Source organism: Nonomuraea antimicrobica (assembly GCF_039536965.1).
Lineage (GTDB): Bacteria > Actinomycetota > Actinomycetes > Streptosporangiales > Streptosporangiaceae > Nonomuraea > Nonomuraea antimicrobica.
The window spans coordinates 36,120-60,825 of record NZ_BAAAZP010000015.1 but is presented as its reverse complement, the minus strand read 5'-3'; the positions used below and the strand labels follow the sequence as shown (position 1 = coordinate 60,825).

The following is a 24,706-nucleotide window of genomic DNA, read 5'->3' as shown; positions in this document are numbered from 1 at the left end:
AGACGTGCGAGGGCGGGCTCCGCACATCTCGAGCGCGGGACGCGCGGGGCGGGCTCGGTACGTCTCGGGCGTGGGACACGTGCGGGGGCGGGGCTCTGCGACGCGCCTGGGCCTGGCGCTCGCCTTGGCACGCGTCCGGTGGTGTCGTCACGTGAGCCGTCGCCGTCCGGGGGTGCCTCAGGCGGGTGTGAGGAACTCGCGGGCGCCGCGGAGGCGGGTCGTGCCGCGGAGGCGGGTCGTCAGGTGCCGCTGCGTGGCCGTGCAGTCCAGGCGCACCTCCAGCGGGCCCGGCACCCCGGCGTCGGCCCGGCGTCCCGAGGGCAGGCGCGCGGGGTCCAGGCCGTCCCTGCGGGCGATCAGCACACCCAGCTCGTACCGGGTCAGCGCGTCGGCCCCCGCCACGTGCCGCACGCCGGACAGCCCTCGCACGGCCACCTCCAGCAGCGCCGCCGCCAGGTCGCCGACGTGTACGGGGCAGCGCACGTCGTCCGTGAACAACACCGGGCCGCTCGCGCCCGCCCCGCCGGGCTGGGCGGCATGGCCCGAACGCGAGGCCAGAGAGCGCACCAGCGCCTCGTGGGGTGAGCCGCCGTCCCCGATGATCAGCGAGGTCCTGGCGATCGCGGAGCGGGGCAGCAGGGCCCGTACGGCGGTCTCGGCCGCCGCCTTGGCCGCCCCGTACGGGGTGACCGGGTCGGGCGGGCACGTCTCGTCGTACCGGGGCGCGTCGCCGGAGAAGACGGCGTCGCTGGAGACGTGCACCAGCCGCCCGCCTGCCCGCGCGACCGCCGCGGCCACGTGCGCCGCGCCGTCCGCCGTGGTCGCCCAGTCGGCCTGGCGGTAGGCGGCGTTGATCGTCACCTCGGGCCGGAACGCGCCGAGCACGGAGAGCACGTCGTCGCGTGAACGCACGTCCATCGGGAGCCATTCGGCGCGCGGGTGACCGCCGGGCCGGGACAGATGGGTCGCCCCCACGTCATGACCTCGCTCGGCGCACAACCGAACCAGCTCGGCGCCCAGGAACCCGCTCCCGCCCACGATGAGAATCCGCACGAAACGGCACGCTACCGCTCAGGCGGTCTCGCAGTGCCCGCCGTCTCCGTCACAATGCCCGCGCTGGTCCGCCCGCGTGCCGGTCCGTCCGCGCTGGTCCGTCCGTGCCGGTTCGTCCGTGCCGGTTCGTCCGTGCCGGTTCGTCCGTGCCGGTCCGTCTGGGGCGGCCTTGCCGTCCCAGACTCAGCGGCGCTTGGGAGACGCCCGTCGGGGACGCCATTTCCGGAAATTCTAGGTATATCTTGTTCAGCTCGGAAATGGGGAAGGCCTTTCGGAAACGGGCGGCGCGGAATCGCGTCCCCGACGAGGATTCGGGCCCCAACCGGACGTCCGCATCACCTGGATGCGGCCCGGCTCGAAGGCGCCGGTCAGGCCCCGGCCGCCCCGTGCCGAGGATCCCGGCCCGCTGCCTGCGCGGCCCCGTTCCCGGATCTGCCCGACGGGCGCAGCACGGCCCACTGCACGTCGTCGGCCCGGCTCCCGTCCGGCTTGGGCAACAGCTCCCTGTGCAGGCCCTCCCGCAGGAACCCGGTCCGTTCCAGCACCGCCTGCGAGGCCGTGTTGCCCGCGTCGGTCCCCGCCACGATCCGGTGCAGCGGCGTGCTCGAGAACGCCCACTCCACCAGCAGCCGGACCGCCCGCGTCATGAAGCCCCTGCCACGGAAGGACGGCGCCAGCGAGTAGCCGATCATCGCCTGCCCCAGCGCCGGCGCCACCTGTACGAGCTGCACGTGCCCGGCGAACGCCCCGGAGGCCGCGTCCCTGACCGCCAGCTCCACCCGCTGGCCCGACACCCACCAGTAGCCGGTGCAGCGGCAGCGCCGCTCGTCGTCCTCCAGCGTCGTGGCCGGAGTCACCGCGTACGCCGTCACGCTGGGATCGCTGATCATCCGGTGGTAGTCCTCGGCGTCCCCGGCCGCCATCGGCGCCAGCCGCACCACGCCGTCGCCCAGCTCCCCGCCCTCGAAGAACGGCAGGTACGGCTCGACCCGCTCCGCCCCCTCCCCGCGCAGCCTGCCGAACATCACGAAGTCGGCGAACCGCCCGTCACGCAGCCGCTTGGCGTCCCGCCGCCGCCCCTCCTCGCGGAAACCCGCTCTCAACGCCACCAGCAGGCTCGCCACGTTCTCCACCTCGGCCTGCAGCTCGACCCGGCGCACCCCCTGGTCGAACAGCCAGTCGGTCACCCCGCGCGCCGCCGTCGCGGCCAGGCCACCGCCCCGCGCCCACGGCGCCACCAGGTAGCCCAGCTCCGTCACCCCCCAGTGGTCCGGCGGGCGCACCCCGATCGAGCCGGCGAACCGCCCGTCCTGCGTGATCGTGTACTCGGCGCCGCCGTCGTGCCACGTGGCCGCGGCGTCCTTGACGTAGGCGAGCGCGTGTTCCCGGGTGTAAGGACGCGGCAGCAGCGGCATGAACCGGGCCGTCACCGGGTCGTCGCACATTTTCACGATCGCCTCGGCGTCGGCTTTCACCGGGGGCCGCAGGATCAGGGAGCCGGTCGAGATCACGTCGCGCGGGAGCATCCCCCATAGATATCGCGCGTCCTGACGCACGTGAAAGCCCTATACCCTTGCCGCCATGGGTTTCCGCAGGCATGGGCCTTTCCAGGTGGGTGATCAGGTGCAGCTCACCGACCCCAAGAACAAGCGCCACACGATCACGCTCAAAGAGGACGGCGTCTTCCACACCCACAAGGGCGCCATCCCGCACAGCGACCTGATCGGGCAGCCCGAGGGCTCCGTCGTGCGCTCCTCCGGCGGCACCCAATACCTCGCCTTCCGGCATCTGCTGCAGGACTACACGCTGGCCATGCCGCGCGGGGCGGCCGTCATCTACCCCAAGGACGCCTCGATGATCGTCGGCATGGCCGACGTCTTCCCCGGGGCCCGCGTCGTCGAGGCCGGTGTCGGCTCCGGCGCGCTGACGTGCTTCCTGCTGCGCGCGGTCGGCCCCGGCGGGCACGTCACCTCCTACGAGCGCCGCGAGGAGTTCGCCGACGTCGCGCGCAAGAACGTGGAGAAGTTCTACGGCGGGCCCATGGACGACAACTGGCGCCTGGTCGTCGGCGACCTGGTGGCCTCCATCGACGAGATCGACGTCGACCGCGTCATCCTCGACATGCTCGCCCCCTGGGAGTGCGTCGACGCGGCGGCCAAGGCGCTCACCCCCGGCGGCGTGATCTGCTGTTATGTGGCTACAACGACGCAGATGTCCAAGACGGTCGAGGCCATTCGCGATCATGGGTGTTTCACCGAGCCGCATGCGTGGGAGACCCTGGTTCGCGACTGGCACGTGGAAGGGCTCGCCGTGCGGCCCGATCACCGGATGATCGGCCACACCGGGTTCCTGGTCACCGCCCGCCGCATGGCCGACGGCGTGACCCCGCCGCCGCGCCGTCGACGACCGAAGGGGACCACCGAAGAACTATGACAATTTGGCCACGAGGGTGCGCTCGTGCGTGACACGGGAACAGATCGCCGTGTTGAGATGCTGGGAGTATTAAACGCACTATTGAGGATTATTCAACGAATACTGGATGTCACTCTACGAACACTGCCCGGCCAGGTTACGGAGGGGCCCGAGATAGGTAAGGTCCTTAGTAGTCGCCCTCGACTGGGAAGGAGGTGACGGGGCGTGGCAGCTCGCGATGATGCTGAGGCTCGAGCCGCGCAGCGCGAACGGGAGGTCGCTGATCTTTCAACACAGGTCTCCTTCCTCCAGGAGGAGATCACCGCGCTGAGGCGGAAGCTGGCCGAGTCACCCCGTCAGGCCAGGGTCCTCGAAGAGCGTCTTCATGAGGCACAGGCGAATCTCGCGGCCGTGACCGGCCAGAACGAGCGCCTGGTGGCAACCCTCAAGGAGGCCAGGGACCAGATCGTCGCCCTCAAGGAGGAGGTCGACCGGCTGGCGCAGCCGCCGTCCGGTTTCGGCACCTTCCTGGAGGCCAGAGAAGACGGCACGATCGAGGTGTTCACCGGCGGCCGCAAGCTCCGGGTGAACGTCAGCCCGGCCGTCGACGTCGACTCGCTCCGGCGTGGCCAGGAGGTCATGCTCAACGAGGCGCTCAACGTGGTCGAGGCTCTCGGCTACGAAGAGGTCGGCGAGATCGTGATGCTCAAAGAACTGCTCGACGAGGGCAAGCGGGCCCTGGTCATCTCGCACGCCGACGAGGAGCGCGTCGTGCGACTGGCCGAGTCGCTGGTCGGCCAGCCCATCAGGGCGGGCGACTCGCTGCTGCTCGAGCCTCGTTCGGGCTACGTCTACGAGCGCATACCCAAGTCCGAAGTCGAAGAGCTGGTGCTCGAAGAGGTCCCCGACATCTCCTACGAGGAGATCGGCGGCCTGTCGCGGCAGATCGAGCAGATCAGGGACGCCATCGAGCTGCCCTACCTGCACGCCGACCTGTTCCGCGAGCACAAGCTCCGTCCCCCGAAGGGCGTGCTGCTCTACGGCCCGCCCGGCTGCGGCAAGACGCTCATCGCCAAGGCGGTCGCCAACTCCCTGGCCAAGCAGGTCGCGGAGAAGACCGGCCAGTCCGGCAAGAGTTTCTTCCTCAACATCAAGGGCCCGGAGCTGCTCAACAAGTACGTCGGCGAGACCGAGCGGCACATCCGCCTGGTCTTCCAGCGCGCTCGTGAGAAGGCCTCGGAGGGCACACCGGTGATCGTGTTCTTCGACGAGATGGACTCGATCTTCCGCACCCGGGGCTCCGGCGTGTCGTCCGACGTGGAGAACACCATCGTCCCTCAGCTCCTGTCGGAGATCGACGGCGTCGAGGGCCTGGAGAACGTCATCGTCATCGGCGCCTCCAACCGCGAGGACATGATCGACCCGGCGATCCTGCGGCCCGGCCGCCTGGACGTCAAGATCAAGATCGAGCGGCCGGACGCCGAGGCGGCCAAGGACATCTTCTCGAAGTACCTCGTCGCCGATCTGCCCCTGCACCCCGAGGACCTCACGGAGCACTCCGGCTCCCGCGAGGCCACGATCCAGGGGATGATCCAGAGCGTCGTCGAGCGCATGTACACCGAGAGCGAGGAAAACCGCTTCCTCGAGGTGACCTACGCCAACGGCGACAAGGAAGTGCTCTACTTCAAAGACTTCAACTCCGGCGCGATGATCCAGAACATCGTCGACCGGGGCAAGAAGATGGCGATCAAGCAGTTCCTCGACAGCGGCCAGAAGGGCCTGCGGGTGCAGCACCTGCTCACGGCCTGCGTGGACGAGTTCTCCGAGAACGAAGACCTGCCCAACACCACCAACCCCGACGACTGGGCCCGCATCTCCGGCAAGAAGGGCGAGCGGATCGTCTACATCCGCACGCTGGTCTCCGGCAAGCAGGGCACCGAAGCCGGCCGGTCCATCGACACCGTCGCCAACACCGGCCAATACCTGTAAGGCCCCCTGGACGGCAGGGCCGCGCACCATACGTGTGGCGCGGCCCTGCCGCCTTTCCCGGCCTGCTCCCGGGCCGCTCCTGGGTCGCTCCTGGGTCGCCCGCCCGCCGTACGCGCCGGAGGCCGGTGAGAGGCCCGGCCACAAGGCGCGCCGACACGGCCGATAGGCATGCGCGTCACCCCGATCAGGCGCACACTTGGCAGATGACCACGCTCAAACGGGTGGACGTGCACGTGGAGGGCATCGTCCAGGGGGTCGGGTTCCGCCCCTTCGTCTACTGCCTCGCCAACCGGCTGGGCCTGGCCGGGCGGGTGCACAACGACGTGAACGGCGTGCACATCGAGGTCGAGGGGGCCCTCGCCGGAGTCGAGGAGTTCCTGACCGCGCTCGAACGCGACGCCCCCGCCCTGTCCGAGATCGAACGCGTCACCGTCGTCAGCGGCGAGCCCGCCGGGCACAGCGGGTTCACGATCGCGGCCAGCGACCCGGCAGGGCCGGGCCGCGCGCTCGTCTCCGCCGACACCGCCACCTGCGACGGCTGCCTGCGCGAACTCGCCGATCCCGGCGATCGCCGCCACCGCTACCCGTTCGTCAACTGCACCGACTGCGGCCCCCGCTTCACCATCGTCCGCGGCGTCCCCTACGACCGGCCGCTGACCACCATGGCCGGGTTCGGCATGTGCGAAGACTGCGCCCGCGAATACCACGACCCCGCCGACCGCCGCTTCCACGCCCAGCCCACCTGCTGCCCCGCCTGCGGCCCCCGGCTGCGGCTGCGCGACGCCCGCGGCACCGAGCTGTGCGGCGACCCCGTCGCCTGCGCCGCCACCCTGCTGCGCGCCGGGCGCGTCGTCGCCGTCAAAGGGCTGGGCGGCTACCACCTGGCCGTGACCGCCTCCGACGAACGGGCCGTCGCGGCCCTGCGCGGACGCAAGCACCGAGAGGAGAAGCCGTTCGCGGTGATGGTCGCCGACCTCCGCCAGGCCCGCAGGCTGTGCGAGATCGACGACAGCGCCGCGGCGCTCCTCACCGGCCGGGCCAGGCCCGTCGTGCTGCTGCCCCGCCGCTCCGGCGCGGCCGTCGCACCCTCCGTCGCGCCCGGCAACCGCAGCCTCGGGATCATGCTGCCCTACACGGCCCTGCACCACCTGCTGCTCGCGGAGCTCGCCGAGCCCATGGTGCTGACCAGCGGCAACGTCTCCGACGAGCCCATCGCGTACGAGGACGCCGACGCACTGACCCGCCTCGGCGGCATCGCCGACGCCTTCCTCACCCACGACCGCCCCATCCACACCCGTGCCGACGACTCCGTCGTACGGCCCCTCGCCGGTGGGGTCACCGTGCTGCGCCGCGCCCGCGGTTACGCGCCCGAGCCGCTCGCCCTGCGCCGCACCGTACGCAGGCCCGTGCTCGCCTGCGGCGCCGAGCTGAAGAGCACCTTCTGCCTGGCCCTGGGCCGGCGGGCGTTCGTCTCCCAGCACCTCGGCGACCTGGAGAACCACGACACGCTGCGCGCCTTCACCGACGGCATCGAGCACTTCTGCGGCCTGTTCGGCATCCGTCCCGAGGTCGTGGCGTACGACCCGCACCCCGACTACCTGTCCACCCGGCACGCCCTGGAGATCGCCGGTGTCGACCACGTCGCCGTCCAGCACCACCACGCCCACATCGCGTCCTGCCTGGCCGACAACGGCGACCGCGGCCCCGTTATCGGCGTCGCCTTCGACGGGCTGGGCCACGGCCCCGACGGCACCTTGTGGGGCGGCGAGTTCCTGCGCGCCGACCTGACCGGCTACGAACGCCTCGGCCACCTCGCCCAGGTCCCCATGCCCGGCGGCGTCGCGGCCATCCGCCAGCCGTGGCGCATGGCCGCCGCCTACCTGCGCGACGAGCACCCCGGCCTGGCCGTGGCGGAACGCAACGCCGACCACTGGGCCGACGTGCTGCGGCTGGCCGCCGGCGGGCTCAACTCGCCGCTCACCTCCAGCGCCGGCCGCCTGTTCGACGCCGTCTCGGCGCTGCTCGGCATCCGCGACAGGATCTCGTACGAGGGGCAGGCCGCCATCGAGCTCGAACAGCGGGCCGACCCCGCGGAGACCGGCGTCTACCCCGCCGAGGTCACCGGGGCGGGCCCGCTCGTCGTGCAGTCCGGCGACCTGGTACGCGCCGCCGCCGCGGACCTGGCCGCCGGGGTGGACAGCGGTGTCATCGCGGGCCGCTTCCACAACGGGCTGGCCGCCGTCGTCACCCGCGCCTGCGCCGCGATCCGGCAGTCCACCGGGCTGACCGCCGTCGCGCTGTCCGGCGGGGTCTTCCAGAACGCGCTGCTGCTCGAACGCACCGCCGAGCGGTTGCGGGCGGCCGGGTTCCGGGTGCTGACGCACGTACGGGTGCCGCCGAACGACGGCGGACTCAGCCTCGGCCAGGCAGCCGTCGCCGCCGCCCAGGACGGCGCCTGAACCGGCGCCCGCACCCGCACCCCACGCCCAGCACCCACCCGCGCACCCCGCGTCTCGGTCGTCGGTCGCCGCGTTGCCTGGGGGAGCGGGGGTGCCACGCCTAGCATGGCGATCATGGAGTACCTGAACCCCGCCCGCGCCCCGTACACCGCCCACGACCGCGCGCTCATCGGCGCCGAGCACGCCCGTCTGGCCCGCGCCCGCTTCGCCCGGCACCCCGGCTACCGGCCGACACCCGTCCACACCATCCCCGGGCTGGCCGGGACCGGGGCCGTGCACGTCAAGGACGAGAGCGGGCGCATGGGGCTGGGCAGCTTCAAGGCGCTCGGCGGCGCGTACGCCGTGCACCTGCTGGCCGAGCGCGACCCCGGCGGCGCCCCGTTCGTCTGCGCCAGCGCCGGGAACCACGGGATCTCCGTCGCCGCCGGCGCCGCCGAGGTGGGCGTGCCCTGCGTGGTGTATCTCAGCGAGGGCGTCCCCGAGGCGTTCGCGCACCGGCTGCGCGGCCTCGGCGCCGACGTACGGCGCAGCGGCCACGACTACGAGGCCAGCATGGCGGCCGCCACGGACGCCGCCCGGGAGCACGGCTGGCGGCTCGTGGCCGACAGCTCGTGGGAGGGCTACACCGGCGTCCCCCTGGACGTCATGCGGGGCTACAGCGTGCTGTTCGACGAGCTGGCCGACCCTCCGGGGGCGTCGTTCACGCACGTGTTCGTCCAGGCGGGGGTGGGTGGGCTGGCCGCCGCCGCGGCCGGGTACGTACGCGACCGGTGGGGCGAGCGGCCCAGGATCGTCGTCGTCGAGCCGGACGGCGCGCCCTGCCTTCTGGAGAGCGCCCGCGCCGGTCACCCCGTCCGCGTCCCCGGCGGCCACACGACCCTCGGCCGGCTCGACTGCCGTGAGCCGTCCCTGCTCGCCCACCGCCTCCTGGGGCACCTGGCCGATCTCTACGTCACCATCAGCGACGAGCAGGCCGCCGGCGCCGCCCGCCTGCTCGCCGGTCACGACGTGGCGCTGTCCGAGTGCGGGGCCGCCGGAGCCGCCGGGCTGCTCGCCCTCACCCCCTCCGCCCGCGCCGCGCTCGCCCTCGACGACGCCTCCCAGGTGTTGCTGGTGGGAACTGAGGGTCCGGTGGAACCAAAGTGATCGGAGTTACGTCCAATATGGCGTGCACGCACCGAACCGGCCGAAACACGCTCGCGGAGACGGCCGGCTGGCCGAACTCGACCTCCTGCGTTTTCTCGCCGCCCTGGCCGTCGTCGCCTTCCACTACCTGGTCGCCTACGCGTCGGTGTGGGGGGATCGGCCCGCCGAGCTGTTCCCGGCGCTGGCCCCGGTCGCGGGGCTGGGCATCCTGGGCGTCGAGCTGTTCTTCATCATCAGCGGGTTCGTCATCCTCATGAGCGTCTGGGGGCGCGGCCTGGGCGCGTTCGCCCGCTCCCGCCTCGTACGGCTCTACCCCGCCTATTGGCTCAGCCTGGCCGCCGTCGCCGCCCTCTACGGCCTGACCGGGGCCAAGGCGCTGGACCCAAAACTTTCCCCAGGTGAATACCTGGTGAACGCCACCATGTTCCAGCGGTTATTCAAGATCACCGATGCCAGCGGCGTCTACTGGTCGCTCTGGGCCGAGCTGCGCTTCTACCTGCTGATCTCCATCCTGGTGATCGTCGGGGTGACGTACGGGCGGGTGCTGGTCTTCTGCGGCGTCTGGCTGGCCGCGGTGGTCGGCGCGAGGTCATTCGACGACACCGCCGTCAGCGACCTCGTCAACGAGATCGTCATGCCCAACTACGCGCCCTACTTCATCGCCGGCATGGCCCTGTACCTCATCCACAAACACGGCAGCGCCTGGCTCCCGTGGCTCTACGTCGCCGCCGGGTACGCGCTGTCCATCCAATCCGCCCTCGACCGCGTGCACGGCCGCATCGAAGTGGCCGGGTTCAAGAACATGCCCGTCACCGACACCGGTGTGATCATCACCATCACCCTGATCTTCGTCGTGACGTCCCTCGTGGCGCTCGGCCTGCTCCGGCTCAAGCCGTCCCGGACGCTCACCGCGCTCGGCGGCACGACATACCCGCTTTACCTGTTCCATAGCGTCGTCGCGGTGGCCCTGATCCCGCTGCTCACCGGGAACCTGCCGCCCTGGGCCGTGGCCACGGTCACGACGGTGGCCGCGATCGTCGTGTCGTATCTGGTCTACTCCTTTGCCGAACGCCCCATCCAGCGGCTACTCAAGCCCCGCAGATCCGCACAAATCACGTCAGCTCCGGTCGTAGGGGTGGAAAAGGCGTCGGTGCCATAACTCTGTGACCCTGGGGCACTGTGAAGGGCATAGGCTCGGGCATATAAACGGCGGATAGACAGACCCGGACGAACAGAGGGTGTTGCATGACGGTGCGTCGGGTGATGGGGATCGAGACCGAGTACGGCATCTCCGTACCCGGCCAGCCAGGCGCCAACGCGATGGTGACCTCCTCACAGGTCGTGAACGCCTACCTGGCCGCCTCGGCGGCCCGCGCGCGCAGAGCGCGGTGGGACTTCGAGGAGGAAAACCCGCTCCGCGACGCGCGCGGCTTCGACCTGGCCAGGGAGGTGGCCGACTCCAGCCAGCTCACCGACGAGGACCTCGGGCTGGCCAACGTCATCCTCACCAACGGCGCCCGGCTCTACGTCGACCACGCCCACCCCGAATACAGCTCGCCCGAGTGCACCAACCCCAGGGCGGCCGTCATCTGGGACAAGGCCGGCGAGAGGGTCATGTACGACGCCGCCACCCGCGCGTCCGCCGTCCCCTCCAACGCGCCCATCCAGCTCTACAAGAACAACACCGACGCCAAGGGCGCCTCCTACGGCTGCCACGAGAACTACCTGATGCGGCGCGCGACCCCGTTCGCCGACATCGTTCGGCACCTCACCCCGTTCTTCGTCTCCCGGCAGGTCGTGGTCGGGGCCGGCAAGGTCGGCATCGGCCAGGACTCCAGGGGCGAGGGCTTCCAGATCAGCCAGCGCGCCGACTTCTTCGAGGTCGAGGTGGGCCTGGAGACCACGCTCAAGCGGCCCATCATCAACACCCGCGACGAGCCGCACGCCGACCCCGAGAAGTACCGCCGGCTGCACGTCATCATCGGCGACGCCAATATGTCCGAGATCTCCACGTATCTGAAGCTCGGGTCCACCGCCCTGGTCCTCGCCATGATCGAGGAGGGCTTCCTCACCCGCGACCTCGCCGTCGAAAACCCCGTGCAGGCCCTGCGGGCCGTCTCCCACGACCCGAGCTGCCGCTACGAGATCCCCATGCGCGACGGCCGCCGGCTCACCGCCATCCAGCTCCAGATGGAATACCTGGAGCAGGCCCGCAAATACGTCGAGGAGCGCGGCACCGCCCAGGAGGAGATGAACAAGGACGTCCTCGACCGGTGGGAGTCCGTGCTCACCCGCCTCGCGGAAGACCCCATGCAGCTCTCCCGCGAGCTCGACTGGGTCGCCAAGCTCGAGCTGCTCGAGGGCTACCGCAGCCGCGACAGCCTCGCCTGGTCCCACCCCCGGCTCCAGCTCGTCGACCTCCAGTACAGCGACATCCGCCCCGACCGCGGCCTCTACAACCGGCTCGTCGCCCGCGGGCGCATGCAGCGCCTGGTCACCGAGGACGACGTCCAGCGGGCCGTGGAGCACCCGCCCAGCGACACCCGGGCCTACTTCCGTGGCCGCTGCCTGCGCCAGTACAGCGAGTCCGTGGCCGCGGCCTCGTGGGACTCCGTCATCTTCGACATCCCGGGCAGAGAGTCGCTCCAGCGCGTCCCGACCCTCGAACCCCTGCGTGGCACCAAGGCCCACGTGGGCGAGCTGTTCGACCGCTGCCACACCGCCGCCGACCTCGTCGCCGCGCTCACGGGCGGCGACTGACCCACCCCGCCCCCGCTCACCGGCGCTTCACAGGAGGCCGATCCCCAGCGTCAGCGTGCCCGCCGCGAGGCCCACGCCACCCGCCACGGTGAGCCAGATCAGCCTGCTCGGCTTCGTGTCACGCGGTCGCACCACCGACAGGAAGAACCCCAGCGGCATCAGGATCGGCGCGGCCACGATCAGCGTCCTGGTCAGCGCCTTCACCGGGTCGGGCAGCGCCGCCTGGTCCACGTACACCATCGCCACCAGGGCGAACAGCACCAGCACGCCCGCGTGGGCGTGACCGGCCCGCCACAGGCCGCGGCGTACGGGGTTGTCGAGGTAGCCGGGGACGTTCCGCATGAGGAACGACAGCAGCGACACGCCGCCGAAGGCCACCAACGGGACTGTGATGAGGAGCACACCTGCCGTACTCAGCGACAAAGGGGACATCTCAACCTCCTACGTGGTCGGGGATTCATTATTGGATAGCAGCGCTATCCAGTCAACCACGCAAGATCACTGGGCGATCGGCGCGAAATGTCGCCCGGTTCGGGGAAGATATGCGGTAGAGGCAGTCCCCCAAGCGGAGGTACGACATGGCAACCAAGGACACCGGCGGTCAGAAGCAGGCAGGTCGGCGCGAGTCCGAAGTCGAGGAGACCGAGGCCTCGGCGGCGCCCGACGTCCAGGAACGGCAGGAGAAGCTCACCGACGACGTCGACGCGATTCTGGACGAGATCGACGAGGTCCTCGAAGAGAACGCCGAGGAGTTCGTCCGGTCGTACGTGCAGAAGGGCGGGCAGTAAGCGCTCTCGCGAGTCGTGTCACGCCTTCGTGACGCGCGAACGAGGTCGGGAAACCCGGGAGCGGACCGTCCGCTCCAGCACCGCCACGGCGTCAACGACGTCGACGGCAGCATCGAAGACAGCATCGAAGACAGCGGCAAAGACAGCGTTACGGACAGCAGCGAAGACGACGGCTTCGAGCGCACGCTCGCCCCGCCAGGGCGGGCTCCGCGCCATCTGACGGGTCGTCCCGGGCGTGTTCGCCGGCCACGGTCTCCAGGGCGGGCAGGTCCGGGGCATTCTCTGTCGCGCCCGCTCGCGGGGCGAGGCTCAGGCGGGGTTCTGTGGGGGTGTTATGGCGGGGGTGAGCGTGGTCAGGGGTCGGGCATGGTGTACTCGACGGCCACGCCGAGCAGGCGGATCGGGCGAGTGAGGTCGTGGCGGCCCAGGAGGTCGAGGGCGGCGCGGGTGACGGTGGCGGGGTCGGTGGTGGGCGCGGGGAGCTTGGCCTGGCGGGTACGCGTCAGGAACGGAGTGGTGCGGATCTTGACCGAGACCCGGATGATCTCGCGACCGGCGTCGGCGGCGTCGCGGGTGACCCGTTCGGCGAGGTCGGTGATGTGGCGGGGCACTTCGGCCGGGTCGGTGAGATCGTAGGTGAAGGTCGTCTCCCGGCTGTGCCCGCGGGCGATCCAGGGGGTGGTGACGACCTCGGCCTCGCCCTTGCCGAGGGCGAGATAGCGGTACCAGGGGCCGTTGGTGCGGCCGAAGTGACGGGCCAGCTCGGCGGGGTCGGCGGCGGCGAGCTGGGCTACGGTGCGCAGGCCGAGGGCGGCGAGCTTCTTGGCGGTCCTGGCGCCGATGCCCCAGAGGGCGTCGGTGGGCCGGTGGTTCATCGTCTCGGCCCAGTTGTCGCCGGTGAGGCGGTGGATCCCGGCGGGCTTGGCGAACCCTGAGGCGAGTTTGGCCTGGTGCTTGTTGTCGCCGATGCCGATGGAGCAGTCGAGGCGGGTGCGGGCGCGTACGGCGTGCTGGAGGGCCGCGGCGAGGGCCTCGGGGTCGTCGGTGGTGGCGCCGAGGAAGGCCTCGTCCCAGCCCCAGACCTCGACGAGCACGGGGAAGTCGCGCAGGACGGCCATGACACGCGCTGAGGCGGCCTCGTAGGCGGGCGGGTCGCTGGGCAGGAAGACGGCCTCCGGGCAGCGCCGCAGGGCGGTGCGCAGCGGCATGCCGGAGTGCACGCCGTGCTCGCGGGCCTCGTAGGTGGCGGTGGCGGCGACCGTACGGGGCTGGGTGGGGTCGCCTGAGCCGCCGACGACGACGGGCCTGCCGCGCAGCTCGGGATGCCGCAGGAGCTCGACGGCCGCGATGAACTGGTCGAGGTCGAGGTGCAGGATCCAGCGCCTGGCGGACGTGGTGCCCATGGTCCCAGTATGTCCTGCTGGGAGGTGGTGCCGAGGGCCGCGGAGCCGCACCTGGCCGCGTGGCGTCAGCCGCCGATGTTGGCCGCGCCGCCGACCAGTTCCTCCAGCTCGCCCTGGTAGGCGATGGCCGCCTCGTCGGCGCCCGTACCGCTGACGACGGCGGCGGTGGCCTCCTGCAGGGCCGCGGACACCTGCGGGTAGACGGCCAGCCCCGGCCGGTAGGCGGTCAGGGGGAGGATCTCGTCGGCGATGTACTTGAGCATCGGATCGGCGGGGAGCACCTCGTCGTTGACGTCGGCGCGTGAGCTGATCCGCACCTGCCCGGCGAGCTGCGACTTGGTGGCGGCGGCGGAGTGCATGAAGGCCAGCAGGTTCCAGGCCGCCCGGGGGTTCTTCGAGAACGGGTTGAGCACTCTTACGGCCCCGCCCGACATGCTGACGAAGTCCTGGCCGCGGATCCCGGCGCCGGGCTGCCTGGCGGGGATCTTGGCGTAGCCGACGGCCTGGTCGCGGTCCTTCATGGGCGCGACGCCGGCCTGTGGCTCGATGACGGAGCGCCAGAAGTAGTCGCTCTCGGCGAGGATGCCTATCCTGCCCTCGGCGAACTGGGTGAAGGACTTGTCGCGGCCCTTGGCCTCCTGCTGGAGCCTGGGGTCGCCGAGGCCGCTGCCGCCGTAGATCTGCCGGTAGAAGCCGAGCACGTCCTTCATGGCCTGGGAGGCCCCGGCCCACTTGCCGCCGGCGTAGATCTCGGCTCCGGCGCCGGCCAGCAGGGGGAGCACGCCCTGCATGGTGGTGGCCTCGCCCATGGCGGTGCCGGCGTTGATCTGGATGGGGACGGGCACGCCGGCGGCCTTGAGCCTGGTGCCGGCGTCGACGATCTCCTGCCAGCTCCTGGGCTGCCAGGTCTCGGGCAGCCCGGCCTTCTTGAACAGGGTCCTGTTGTAGAACAGGACGCGGCCGTCGGTGCCCTGGGGCAGGCCGTACTTCTTGCCGTCGAAGATGCCGAGGCCCTGCACGGCCTGCGGGATCTGGGCCCAGCCCTCCCACTGCTCGACGGTGGCGCCGCCGACCTCGGCCAGCGGCTTGATGTACCCGGCCTGCGCGAACTCGCCGACCCAGATGCCGTCGAGGTCGATGACGTCGGCGCCGGCCTTCGCCTTGAGGTCGAGCGCGAGCTTGGTCTTGTACTGCTCGTCGTCGACCCCGCTGGGCTGGAACAGCACCTTGACGTCGGGATGGGTCCGCTCGAACTCGGGGATCACCCACTGCTTGATCCATTGGGCGGTCTCCGAGTTCTTCCCGCCCTCGATGGAGTTGGCGGCGATGGTGAGGGTGACGCCGGTGCCCGTGCCCGAACCCGTGCCCGAACCCGTGCCGGTGCCGCAGGAGGTGAGGGCGAGTACCGCGATGGCCCCGATCAGCGCAGGTCGGCTGGGGAGTGGCATGTCGGCCTCCCGTTCAGGACGTGCAGACATACCGACAATCGCACGGGCCGCGGCGGCCGTAAAGAACGATCCGAACACGACCTTCCGCGCCAACAGGGCCTTTCGGACGGCACATTTGGGTGGTTCGCCGTGAGCTGATCGTGGGAAGTGCAGACAGCAACCCAACATGAGTAGGGTCGCCCTAGGAACACTGAACGTTTGGAGGGAGTCGCGTGGCATCGCACAGGGATCTGCCCGTCGGCTTGGTGAACCAGCTTTTCCAGAACAACGGAAGTTCCTCGTTCACGGAGTTCGTCAGCTCGTATGCGCCTGAGTTGCTGCCCCGGCGGGGAGAGGTGCTGGCCACCCCGATCGGCGACCAGGTTCCGCACGCGACCACGATCGTGGCCGCCACCTTCGCCGGTGGGGTGATCATGGCGGGCGACCGGCGGGCCACGTCCGGCAACATCATCTCCCAGCGTGACGTGGAGAAGGTGTTCCGGGCCGACGACTACTCGTGCATGGGCATCGCGGGCACGGCCAGCACCGGCATCGAGTTCGCCCGCCTCTACCGTGTCGAGCTGGAGCACTACGAAAAGCTCGAGGGCCGCACGATGTCGGTCCAGGGCAAGGCCAACCGGCTGGCCACCATGATCAGGGGCAACCTCGCCATGGCGATGCAGGGGCTCGTGGTGGTCCCGCTGTTCGCCGCCTACGACCCGGTCAGGGACGAGGGGCGCATCTTCAGCTACGACGTGGCCGGGGGGCCGTACGAGCGGGAGAGATTCGACGCGATCGGGTCGGGCTCGATCTTCGCGCGCGGGTCGCTGAAGAAGCTCTACCGCGACGGCGCGTCGGTCGACGACATCGTGATGACGCTGATCCAGGCGCTCTACGACGCCGCCGACGACGACTCGGCGACCGGCGGGCCCGACGTCAACAGGAAGATCTGGCCCATCGTGTCCGTGATCGACGCCGACGGCTTCCGCCGCCTGTCCGACGACGACGTCGCCGGCCACGTGCAGCAGATGCTCGACGCCCGCGTGATCTCGCCCGACGGCCCCATCGCCCCGCTGCGCTAGAAAGGACCACCACACGTGTCCATGCCTTTCGGATATGCGTCCCCTGAGCAGATCATGCGGGACAAGGCCGACTACGCGCGCAAGGGCATCGCGCGGGGCCGTTCCGTGGTCGTGCTCCAATATGTCGACGGCATCCTGTTCGTCGCGCCCAACCCGTCGCGGGCGCTGCACAAGATCAGCGAGATCTACGACCGCATCGGGTTCGCCGCGGTGGGCCGCTACAACGAGTTCGAGGAGCTGCGGCTCGGCGGCATCCGCTACGCCGACATCAACGGCTACACCTACGACCGCTCCGACGTGACCGGGCGCGGCCTGGCCAACCTCTACGCCTCCAACCTGGGCCGCATCTTCACCGAGTCGATCAAGTCGCTGGAGGTGGAGGTCGTCGTCGCCGAGGTCGGCGAGACCAAGGACGGCGACGCCATCTACCGCCTCACGTTCGACGGGTCGGTGTTCGACGAGCACGGTTTCGCGGCCATGGGCGGCCAGGCCGAGGCGGTGGCGACCCGGCTGAAGGAGCGCTACCGCGAGTCGATGTCGCTGGCCGACGCGCTGGAGGTGGCGCTGACGGCGCTGACCGAGCCGGGCGGGGAGCGTCCGCCGGTGGGGCAGCTCGAGGTGGCGGTGCTCGACCGCAACCGCGAGCACCGCAAGTTCCTGCGGCTGACCGGGGCCCGGCTGGAGCGGCTGCTCGCCCAGACCTCCACCCCGCCGCCCGCCCCCAGCTCACCGCCGTCCGGGGAGTCCGCCGAGGGCTCCGGCGGCGGCTCGACCAGCGGCTCCAAGGGCGACTCCAAGAACGACTCCAAGGGTGAGTCCTCGGGCGGCTCCACAGGGGAGTCCCCCTCCGGCCCGCCGCCCACGGCTCCTGAGGGCCCGCTCGACGATGGATCGTCGCCGCTCTAGAACACGTAACGCTCGCGCCGGAGGCCGCCATGCGGTGGCCTCCGGCGCCCGCGTCCGGGCACGACGACACGGGCCCGCACCCCCACGGTGACGGTCCGTCGGCCGCCCAAGGCTGGGGGTGTTAGCCGCCCACGGGAGGGCCGGGCCGGTCGGTAAAGGGCGTGCTGGCTGTTCGCGGGGAGGGCCGGGCCGCTTGGTAAGGCGCGTGCTGGCTGTTCGCGGGGAGGGCCGGGGCGGCGGGGCAGGGGCGCGGGCAGCGTGTTGGCGGTGCGGAGGTGCGGGCGGGCTGGTGATTGGGGTGTGGGTGGGATTTGGGCGTGTGGGGGTCTGGTGAACCGGGTGTGGGCGGGGGTTTGGGTGCGTGGGGTGCTGGTGAACCGGGGGGTCGGCGGGAGGTTGGGCGTGTGGGGGTGCTGGTGGAGGGGGGAGGTGGGGTGCTGGAGGTGAGGTTAGGGTGGCTGACGGTGTGAGCTGAATCACTCTCCGGCACCTGAACCCGTTCGGGTGGCCGAGGATCTCAACATCCGTGAAGACCTACTTGCCTGGCCTGCTCGCGGCGGGTGCCGCGGCGGCCGTGATGCTCAGCTCCGGTGCGACCGCACAGGCCGCCACCACGTCAGCCGCGTCCACTGCGTCCGGCACGTCAGCCACGTCTGCCGTGTCTGCCGTGTCCCGGCTGTCCGCGGTGTCCGGCACGTCGACGGCGTTCCCGAAGTACAAGGCGCCGAAGGTGTTCGGGACCACCTTCCAGGCCGATCCGGGGCACGACTTCACCAAGCACATCAGCTCTCGCCGCAACGGCATCCTGCGCGGCTGGATCACCTACGTGAACGGCGGCGTCGCCGAGTACGAGCCGATCCGGTGGCGGAAGGGCACCAAGACCGAGGGCCACTTCGAGGGCCCGCCCGAGGGCGACGTCACGGCCTACTCCTCGCCCGTCGCCAAGGACGTGATCTTCCTGTCCGCGTACGGGTGCGCGGCCTCGATGACCGGCCTCACCGTCGACCGCGACACCGGCCTCGGCGCCAAGCGCTGCTCCAGGGCCACGCTGATCGAGCGGCACGACCGCAGTCGGCAGCCCGCGCTCATCACCGTCCACAACGGGCAGATCGTCCAGGTCCAGGAGATCTACACCCCCTGACACGCGCCGCGGGATCCGCGCCCCGTGGGGGCGGGCGCGGGCGACGAGCGTGAGTGGAGGGGCGCACGCGAGAGCGGGCGGCGGACCGGGCGCGAACGCGTACGCGGGGGCGGGGGCGGATGCGCACGTGAGGGCGGGGGCGCGAAAGGATGCGGCGGCGGGGGAGAAACGTGGGGGACGAACGGGGTCATACCAGGGCCGTGCGGGGCCCGATGGGAAACACCTGGGAAAGATCTCTCCCGCTCGCCGATCCGAGAGCATAGTGTGAGGTGATGGATCGTCGCATCTTCGGGCTGGAGAACGAGTACGGCGTGACCTGCACGTTCAGGGGCCAGCGCAGGCTGTCCCCCGACGAGGTCGCGCGCTACTTGTTCCGGCGGGTCGTGTCCTGGGGCCGATCGAGCAACGTCTTCCTCCGCAACGGCGCGCGTCTCTATCTCGACGTGGGCAGCCATCCTGAATACGCAACTCCCGAGTGTGACAACGTCATCGAGCTCGTCACCCACGACAAGGCCGGGGAGCGCATCCTCGAGGGCCTGCTCGTGGACGCCGAGAAGCGGCTGCGCGAAGAGGGCATCGCCGGTGACATCTATCTGTTCAAGAACAACACCGACTCGGCCGGCAACTCCTACGGCTGCCACGAAAACTACCTCGTCGGCCGGCACGGGGAGTTCGGGCGGCTGGCCGACGTGCTGATCCCGTTCCTGGTGACCCGGCAGATCGTGTGCGGGGCCGGGAAGGTGCTGCAGACACCGCGCGGCGCCGTCTACTGCGTCTCGCAGCGGGCCGAGCACATCTGGGAGGGCGTCTCCAGCGCCACCACCCGTTCCCGGCCGATCATCAACACCCGTGACGAGCCCCACTCCGACGCCGAGCGCTTCCGCCGGCTGCACGTCATCGTGGGCGACTCCAACATGAGCGAGACCACCATGCTGCTCAAGGTCGGCGCCACCGACCTGGTGCTGCGCATGATCGAGTCGGGCACCGTGATGCGCGACCTGTCGCTGGAAAACCCGATCAGGGCCATCCGCGAGGTCTCCCACGACATGACCGGGCGGCGCAGGGTGCGCCTGGCCAACGGGCGTGAGGCCTCCAGCCTGGAGATCCAGCAGGAATACCTGTCCAAGGCGAAGGACTTCGTCGACCGCCGGGGCGGCGACGCGATCGCCCACCGGGTGCTGGAGCTGTGGGAGCGCACGCTGCACGCGGTCGACACCGGCAACCTCGACCTCGTCGCGCGCGAGATCGACTGGGTGACGAAATACCAGCTCATCGAGCGCTACCGGCGCAAGTACGACCTGCCGCTCTCCTCGCCGCGAGTGGCCCAGCTCGACCTGGCCTACCACGACGTGCACCGCAAGCGCGGCCTGTTCTACCTGCTGCAGAAGCGCGGCTCGGTGGAGCGGGTGGCGTCCGATCTGAAGATCTTCGAGGCCAAGTCGGTGCCGCCGCAGACGACCAGGGCGCGGCTGCGCGGCGAGTTCATCCGCAAGGCGCAGGAGAAGCGGCGCGACTTCACCGTCGACTGGGTGCACCTGAAGCTCAACGACCAGGCGCAGCGCACGGTGCTGTGCAAAGACCCGTTCAGGAGCGTGGACGAGCGGGTGGACAAGCTGATCGCCGGAATGTGAGCCCACGCGCGGACGGCCCGTCCCGTCCCGGCCGGGCGCCAGGGGCGGGACACGGCCGACCGGCCCGCGCGACGGGGAGCGGCCTTCCGGCGGGTGGCGACAATACGGGCCTCGCGGGTGTCGCCACCCGGGTGCCGCCGCATGTGGGCATACCGGGAACTGGCAGGCCGTTTACCTCGGCCCTACCGGGAAGTCGGGTAAGGTGACGCGAACCTGACGTCTTTCCGAGGGAAACTCATGCGCCGCGCTCTGGCCGTTCTGGCCGCCGTGCCATTGATCTTGTTCGCCGCCGCGTGCGGCTCCGAAAACGGTGCCACGACCGCCGCCGCCCCCTCCGGCGGGTCGTCCGGGGTCAAGGTCGCCGGGAACGTGGGGGCCAAGCCCACGGTGACCTTCCCCTCCGGCAAGCCCGCCACCACGTCGTCGTACGAGGTGATCCAGCCCGGCGGCGGCACCGGCGTCAAAACCGGCGATCGGGTCATTGTCAACTTGACCGTCTACAACTGGGACGGCCAGGGCAACGCGGTCCAGGGCTCCTCCTACGACACCAAGGCGCCGGAGACGATCGCGGTGAACGAGCAGCTCCCGCAGGTGCTCCAGGAGGGCTTCACCAAGATCAAGCATGGCGGCCGGCTGCTGGCCGTGCTGGCGAACGACACCGTCCCGGCGGAGCAGCAGGCCACCACGCCGGCCGAGCCGACCAAGGTGTTCGTGTTCGACGTGGTCGGCACCCAGCCGCCGCCGCTGAAGGTCGCCACGGGTAAGGCGACGGACGAGTCCATCGAGGGCGTCAAGGTCGACAACCCGGGCGGTGAGAAGGCGCCCACGCTGACCACCAAGACCGACGAGAAGGCGCCGAAGGACCTCGTCGTCAAGACCGTCATCCAGGGCACCGGCAAGAAGACGGAGGCCGACCAGACGCTCATCGTCCACTACACGGGCAAGATCTGGGGCACCGACAAGCAGTTCGACTCGAGCTGGGAGCGGGGGCAGCCGGCCGAGTTCCCGCTCGCCCAGGTGATCCAGGGCTGGCAGAAGGGCCTGGCCGGGGTGCCGATCGGCAGCCGCGTCGTGCTGAGCATCCCGCCGGACCTGGGCTACGGCAGCCAGGAGCAGCAGGGCATCCCCGCCAACAGCACGCTCGTGTTCGTGGTGGACGTGCTGGGCGCCTACTGAGCCGCAGGCCGGGACCCCAAGGGGTTTCCGCGGCGTGCTGACGGGCGGTCCTACCACGCGGTAGCATCGCGAGGCCCGGCGGCTTGGTGCCGCCGGGCCGCTCCATGCCGGGAAGGGCTGGGAGGGGCTGGGAGGACTGGGAGGACCGATGCGCCGCCGTGCCCCGCTGCCGCGGCCCTCACTACTGGCCGCACTGCTGGCCCTGCTGCTGGCGTCCCCGCTGGTGACCGGCTGCACGGGCGGGCCGGCCGCGGGGGAGCTGGACCTGACGGTGGGCGGCGCGTTCGGGGCCCGTCCGACGATCGTCTTCCCCGACGGCAGGCCCGTCGGCGGCCTCCAGGTGGACGAGCTGGCCGCGGGCCAGGGCGAGCGGCTCGGCGCCGGCGACGTGGCCATCGTCCAGTACACCGCCCACGTCTGGGACGGCCGTGACAACCGCCTGGTCGATTCCAGCTTCAACCGGGGCGCCCCGGCCGCGTTCCCGGTGGGGGAGCTGCTGCCGGGCCTGGAACGGGCGCTCACGGGCCGCAGGGTGGGCAGCAGGGTCATCGCCGCGATCCCGCCCGCCGACGGGTTCGGGGCCCACCCGCCGAAGGGCGTCGGCGCGGAGGACGAGCTGTTCTACGTCGTCGACATCCTCGGCACCCACCACAAGGGCGTCTCGGTCGAGGCGGGCGCAGACACGCTGGCCGGGGTGCGGATCGAGGGCGGCGCCGAGCCCGCGCTGTCCGTACCCGAGGCCGCGCCGCCCGCCCAGTTCACCGCCAAGGTGCTGTCCAGGGGCGACGGGCACAGGGCGCGGGCGGGTCAGCTCGTGGTCACCCAGTACGAGGGCGCCGTCTGGAGCCGCCGCCGCGTCTTCGAGGCCACCTGGAGCACCGGCGGGCCCAAGGCGTTCAGGCTCGGCGACGGCAGCGTGATCAAGGGCTGGGACAAGGCGCTGGTCGGCGTGCCGGTGGGCAGCCGGGTCGCGATGATCGTCCCGCCCGCCTACGGGTACGGCCCGGCCGGCCACGCGGCGTACGGGATCAAGGGCTCCGACACGCTCGTCTTCGTCGTGGACCTCATCGCCGCGTACTGACCGCCGGCCGCCCTCCGCGCGACGCCGCCATAGACTCCCGCTGTGAGTAGCGACGACCTGGAGGCGCTGGCCCTGTTGCACGACCCCGTCCGCCGCAGCCTGTACGACGCCGTCGCCTCCCGGGGCGGCGACGTGGGCCGCAGCGAGGCCGCCGAGGCCGCGGGCGTGTCCAGGACGCTGGCCGGTCACCACCTCGACAAGCTCGTCGAGGCCGGGCTGCTGGAGAGCGGTTTCCGGCGGCAGGAGCGGAAGGGGCCGGGCAGCGGCCGGCCCGCGAAGGTCTACCGCAGGGCCGGGCGCGAGCGGTCGGTGAGCCTGCCGCCGCGCGACTACGTCACCCTCGCCTCGGTCCTGGCCGAGGTCGTGGACGGGCTCGGCGCCGAGGAGCGGGCCGAGCGGGCGGCGCGCGACGCGGGCGCCAGGATCGCCCGGCGGCACCGGGGCGAGCCGGTGGAGCGGGTGCTGCGCGAGCGCGGGTACGAGCCGTACGCCGAGGGCGGTGCGCTGCGGCTGCGCAACTGCCCCTTCCACGTGCTGGCCGGGGAGCAGCCGCTGCTGGTGTGCTCCATGAACCTGGCCCTGTGCCAGGGGCTGCTCGAAGGGCTCGGCGACGATCCGGACAGGGCGAGGCTGGATCCGCGGCCGGGGCAGTGCTGTGTGTCCCTCACGGAGCCCACTCTAAAACAAACGGATATTGACATAGAAGATGGGTGATGGTGTGCTGAGCCGCATGCATCTCGCCCAGCTCAACGTCGCCCACCTGCGCGCGCCCATCGACAGCCCTCAGCTCGCCGAGTTCGTCGACCTGCTCGAACCCGTCAACGCCGTCGCCGACCAGGCCCCAGGATTCGTCTGGCGGCTCAAGGAGAGCGAGAGTGACCCCACCGCGACCGTCCAGCACGACTACGGCGACCTTCTGCTGATCAACTTCTCGGTGTGGGAGTCACTGGAGACGCTGTGGGACTACGCCTACCGCAGCGTCCACCTGGGCGTGTTGCGCCGGCGCAGGGAGTGGTTCCTGCGCGTGGCCGAGCCGTACTCGGTGATGTGGTGGATCCAGGAAGGTCACACCCCCTCCCTGGCGGAGGGCATGCGGCGGCTGGAGCGCCTCAGGAGCGAGGGGCCGAGCCCCGAGGCGTTCACGTTCAAGGACCGCTACGACTCCAGTGACGGCTACGAGAGCAGCGAGGCAGCCAGCCGGCCGGCCGCCGCCGAGGCCAGGAAGTAGGCCAGGTCCTCCTCCAGGCCCCGGCCCATCGTGGAGAGCCTGACCGGCGACTCCCGCAGCGCCTCGTACAGGCCCTCCACCGGGACCGGGACGAGCCGGTGCCGTACGGCCAGCAGCTCGGCCTGGTCCCTGACCCGCTCCCCGAACTCGCCGGGCAGCACCGGCACCGGCACCTCCGCCGACGACAGCGCGACCCGGCCGTAGGCGGTCAGCGAGTGGTGCGAGACGCCGTAGTGGCGCTCGCGCCGGTCGCCCTCGCTGACCCGCAGCGCCGCCACCGGCCGTCCCAGCAGCACACCGGCCGCGTTCACCGCCTCGCCCGCTGACACACCCGAGAACCCCCACCGCGTGCCGGTGCCCAGATTGCCCGGCCCCTGCGTGACGATCGCCACGTCGGCCTCCAGCACGTGCCGGGCCGCCAGCAGCCCGGTGTGGACGGTCACCGCCTCCAGATCGCCGCCGAACGCCTGCCCCACCGTCACCACGCCCGCCAGCCAGCCGGTCTCGCGCAGCCTGGCCGCCGCCATCGAGAACCAGACGGGCAGCGCCCCGCCGTCCTGCATCACGTACGCCACCCGCGCGCCCGGCCTGGACGCGTACAGGCCGCACAGGATCGGGGCCAGCGCCGAGTGCAGGTCGGCCACCACCACCGGCATGCCGTCGAGGGAGTCGGCCTCGCGCAATCTGTCGTGGTAGGGGGAATCCTGCTCGTCGGCTCCGTGCACCGTGGCCTGCAGCGGCGTGTACCTCGCCTTCACCAGGTGCCCCGGTCCTGAGGGGTCTTGCGGCAAACGGTTCGGGACGGCCACCACCATGGCGTAACCTCCCGTACCGAGACCCATCGCGAGCGCGGTCGTGTTGAGCAGCACCTCGTCGCCGGGTTCCGGGCGTCCCACCAGTGGCGGATACGCCAGCGCCCGGCACTCGCCCTCGGGGACGGCGACGTCCAGCTCCACCGCTCCCGGCCACTCGCGTCGGATCCGTACGACCTCGCCCTTGCGCCATCTGATCACGGGGGCAGGGT

General features: G+C 71.1%; 21 protein-coding genes. 15 read left to right on the top strand and 6 right to left on the bottom strand.

What is annotated here, in order from left to right:
* Nucleotides 1-177: 177 nt before the first annotated feature.
* Entirely contained in the window at nucleotides 178-1,053 is an 876-nt protein-coding gene (locus tag ABD844_RS05445; RefSeq protein ID WP_344873575.1) for an SDR family oxidoreductase, read from the bottom strand.
* Nucleotides 1,054-1,421: 368 nt separating this feature from the next.
* Entirely contained in the window at nucleotides 1,422-2,579 is a 1,158-nt protein-coding gene (locus ABD844_RS05440; protein WP_344873574.1) for a GNAT family N-acetyltransferase, read from the bottom strand.
* A gap of 55 nt (nucleotides 2,580-2,634) precedes the next feature.
* On the opposite strand from ABD844_RS05440, the gene ABD844_RS05435 reads away from it, so the two are divergent.
* From ABD844_RS05435 to dop, 6 genes are all read left to right on the top strand, one after another.
* Complete coding sequence (locus ABD844_RS05435; RefSeq protein WP_344873573.1) at nucleotides 2,635-3,486, top strand: tRNA (adenine-N1)-methyltransferase; 852 nt, start codon at nucleotides 2,635-2,637, stop codon at nucleotides 3,484-3,486.
* A gap of 204 nt (nucleotides 3,487-3,690) precedes the next feature.
* The gene (gene arc / locus ABD844_RS05430; RefSeq protein WP_344873571.1) at nucleotides 3,691-5,454 is read left to right on the top strand and encodes a proteasome ATPase; all 1,764 of its coding nucleotides are present in this window, start codon (nucleotides 3,691-3,693) and stop codon (nucleotides 5,452-5,454) included.
* Between the two features lie 203 nt (nucleotides 5,455-5,657).
* The gene (gene hypF, locus ABD844_RS05425; RefSeq protein ID WP_344873569.1) at nucleotides 5,658-7,913 is read left to right on the top strand and encodes a carbamoyltransferase HypF; all 2,256 of its coding nucleotides are present in this window, start codon (nucleotides 5,658-5,660) and stop codon (nucleotides 7,911-7,913) included.
* A gap of 114 nt (nucleotides 7,914-8,027) precedes the next feature.
* The gene (locus ABD844_RS05420; RefSeq protein ID WP_344873567.1) at nucleotides 8,028-9,059 is read left to right on the top strand and encodes a pyridoxal-phosphate dependent enzyme; all 1,032 of its coding nucleotides are present in this window, start codon (nucleotides 8,028-8,030) and stop codon (nucleotides 9,057-9,059) included.
* Nucleotides 9,060-9,081: 22 nt separating this feature from the next.
* A complete protein-coding gene (locus ABD844_RS05415; protein ID WP_344873565.1) occupies nucleotides 9,082-10,218 on the top strand; it encodes an acyltransferase family protein in 1,137 nt (378 codons plus the stop codon).
* An 86-nt stretch (nucleotides 10,219-10,304) separates the two neighbouring features.
* Complete coding sequence (gene dop / locus ABD844_RS05410) at nucleotides 10,305-11,819, top strand: depupylase/deamidase Dop (protein ID WP_344873563.1); 1,515 nt, start codon at nucleotides 10,305-10,307, stop codon at nucleotides 11,817-11,819.
* A gap of 27 nt (nucleotides 11,820-11,846) precedes the next feature.
* On the opposite strand, the gene ABD844_RS05405 is transcribed toward dop, so the two are convergent.
* Nucleotides 11,847-12,251 (bottom strand): hypothetical protein, encoded by a 405-nt coding sequence (locus tag ABD844_RS05405; RefSeq protein WP_344873561.1) that lies wholly within the window; start codon nucleotides 12,249-12,251, stop codon nucleotides 11,847-11,849.
* A 146-nt stretch (nucleotides 12,252-12,397) separates the two neighbouring features.
* Between ABD844_RS05405 and ABD844_RS05400 the strand changes: the two genes are divergently transcribed.
* Entirely contained in the window at nucleotides 12,398-12,607 is a 210-nt protein-coding gene (locus tag ABD844_RS05400) for a ubiquitin-like protein Pup (RefSeq protein ID WP_043627919.1), read from the top strand.
* A 353-nt stretch (nucleotides 12,608-12,960) separates the two neighbouring features.
* Here ABD844_RS05400 and ABD844_RS05395 read toward each other — a convergent pair whose 3' ends face one another.
* Together ABD844_RS05395 and ABD844_RS05390 are read right to left on the bottom strand one after the other, a co-directional pair.
* Nucleotides 12,961-14,010 carry a DNA polymerase IV gene (locus tag ABD844_RS05395; protein WP_344873557.1) on the bottom strand — a complete coding sequence of 350 codons (1,050 nt, stop codon included), beginning with the start codon at nucleotides 14,008-14,010 and terminating at the stop codon, nucleotides 12,961-12,963.
* A gap of 65 nt (nucleotides 14,011-14,075) precedes the next feature.
* On the bottom strand, nucleotides 14,076-15,458 hold the full coding sequence (locus ABD844_RS05390; protein WP_344873555.1) for an extracellular solute-binding protein: 1,383 nt from the start codon (nucleotides 15,456-15,458) through the stop codon (nucleotides 14,076-14,078).
* 212 nt (nucleotides 15,459-15,670) lie between these two features.
* Between ABD844_RS05390 and prcB the strand changes: the two genes are divergently transcribed.
* The 8 genes from prcB (at nucleotide 15,671) to ABD844_RS05350 (ending at nucleotide 23,682) form a co-directional block, all read left to right on the top strand.
* Complete coding sequence (gene prcB, locus ABD844_RS05385; protein ID WP_344873553.1) at nucleotides 15,671-16,519, top strand: proteasome subunit beta; 849 nt, start codon at nucleotides 15,671-15,673, stop codon at nucleotides 16,517-16,519.
* Between the two features lie 21 nt (nucleotides 16,520-16,540).
* The gene (gene prcA, locus ABD844_RS05380) at nucleotides 16,541-17,425 is read left to right on the top strand and encodes a proteasome subunit alpha (protein WP_344873594.1); all 885 of its coding nucleotides are present in this window, start codon (nucleotides 16,541-16,543) and stop codon (nucleotides 17,423-17,425) included.
* Nucleotides 17,426-17,951: 526 nt separating this feature from the next.
* Nucleotides 17,952-18,566, top strand: coding sequence for a hypothetical protein (locus tag ABD844_RS05375; RefSeq protein ID WP_344873551.1), 615 nt, complete (start codon nucleotides 17,952-17,954; stop codon nucleotides 18,564-18,566).
* Between the two features lie 272 nt (nucleotides 18,567-18,838).
* Nucleotides 18,839-20,197, top strand: a complete 1,359-nt coding sequence (gene pafA, locus ABD844_RS05370; protein WP_344873549.1) for a Pup--protein ligase — start codon at nucleotides 18,839-18,841, stop codon at nucleotides 20,195-20,197.
* Between the two features lie 237 nt (nucleotides 20,198-20,434).
* Nucleotides 20,435-21,373, top strand: a complete 939-nt coding sequence (locus ABD844_RS05365) for an FKBP-type peptidyl-prolyl cis-trans isomerase (RefSeq protein ID WP_344873547.1) — start codon at nucleotides 20,435-20,437, stop codon at nucleotides 21,371-21,373.
* Between the two features lie 148 nt (nucleotides 21,374-21,521).
* Nucleotides 21,522-22,454, top strand: coding sequence for an FKBP-type peptidyl-prolyl cis-trans isomerase (locus ABD844_RS05360; RefSeq protein ID WP_344873545.1), 933 nt, complete (start codon nucleotides 21,522-21,524; stop codon nucleotides 22,452-22,454).
* 42 nt (nucleotides 22,455-22,496) lie between these two features.
* On the top strand, nucleotides 22,497-23,168 hold the full coding sequence (locus ABD844_RS05355) for a helix-turn-helix transcriptional regulator (RefSeq protein WP_344873543.1): 672 nt from the start codon (nucleotides 22,497-22,499) through the stop codon (nucleotides 23,166-23,168).
* On the top strand, nucleotides 23,161-23,682 hold the full coding sequence (locus ABD844_RS05350; protein WP_344873541.1) for a DUF3291 domain-containing protein: 522 nt from the start codon (nucleotides 23,161-23,163) through the stop codon (nucleotides 23,680-23,682). The genes ABD844_RS05355 and ABD844_RS05350 overlap by 8 nt, the downstream gene beginning before the upstream one ends.
* On the opposite strand, the gene ABD844_RS05345 is transcribed toward ABD844_RS05350, so the two are convergent.
* Entirely contained in the window at nucleotides 23,628-24,695 is a 1,068-nt protein-coding gene (locus tag ABD844_RS05345; protein WP_344873539.1) for a DUF3866 family protein, read from the bottom strand. The two genes, ABD844_RS05350 and ABD844_RS05345, sit on opposite strands and share 55 nt — an antisense overlap.
* Between the last annotated feature and the right edge of the window lie 11 nt (nucleotides 24,696-24,706).

Excerpts from the sequence above, each read along its gene's own strand:
- ABD844_RS05435 (WP_344873573.1), top strand. The coding sequence starts at position 2,635 with ATGGGTTTCCGCAGGCATGGGCCTTTCCAGGTGGGTGATCAGGTGCAG.
- hypF (WP_344873569.1), top strand. The coding sequence starts at position 5,658 with ATGACCACGCTCAAACGGGTGGACGTGCACGTGGAGGGCATCGTCCAG.
- ABD844_RS05400 (WP_043627919.1), top strand. The coding sequence starts at position 12,398 with ATGGCAACCAAGGACACCGGCGGTCAGAAGCAGGCAGGTCGGCGCGAG.
- ABD844_RS05390 (WP_344873555.1), bottom strand. The coding sequence starts at position 15,458 with ATGCCACTCCCCAGCCGACCTGCGCTGATCGGGGCCATCGCGGTACTC.
- ABD844_RS05350 (WP_344873541.1), top strand. The coding sequence starts at position 23,161 with ATGGGTGATGGTGTGCTGAGCCGCATGCATCTCGCCCAGCTCAACGTC.
- ABD844_RS05365 (WP_344873547.1), top strand. The coding sequence starts at position 20,435 with ATGCGCCGCGCTCTGGCCGTTCTGGCCGCCGTGCCATTGATCTTGTTC.
- prcA (WP_344873594.1), top strand. The coding sequence starts at position 16,541 with ATGCCTTTCGGATATGCGTCCCCTGAGCAGATCATGCGGGACAAGGCC.
- ABD844_RS05440 (WP_344873574.1), bottom strand. The coding sequence starts at position 2,579 with ATGCTCCCGCGCGACGTGATCTCGACCGGCTCCCTGATCCTGCGGCCC.
- pafA (WP_344873549.1), top strand. The coding sequence starts at position 18,839 with ATGGATCGTCGCATCTTCGGGCTGGAGAACGAGTACGGCGTGACCTGC.
- dop (WP_344873563.1), top strand. The coding sequence starts at position 10,305 with ATGACGGTGCGTCGGGTGATGGGGATCGAGACCGAGTACGGCATCTCC.
- ABD844_RS05405 (WP_344873561.1), bottom strand. The coding sequence starts at position 12,251 with ATGTCCCCTTTGTCGCTGAGTACGGCAGGTGTGCTCCTCATCACAGTC.
- ABD844_RS05420 (WP_344873567.1), top strand. The coding sequence starts at position 8,028 with ATGGAGTACCTGAACCCCGCCCGCGCCCCGTACACCGCCCACGACCGC.
- ABD844_RS05360 (WP_344873545.1), top strand. The coding sequence starts at position 21,522 with ATGCGCCGCCGTGCCCCGCTGCCGCGGCCCTCACTACTGGCCGCACTG.
- ABD844_RS05395 (WP_344873557.1), bottom strand. The coding sequence starts at position 14,010 with ATGGGCACCACGTCCGCCAGGCGCTGGATCCTGCACCTCGACCTCGAC.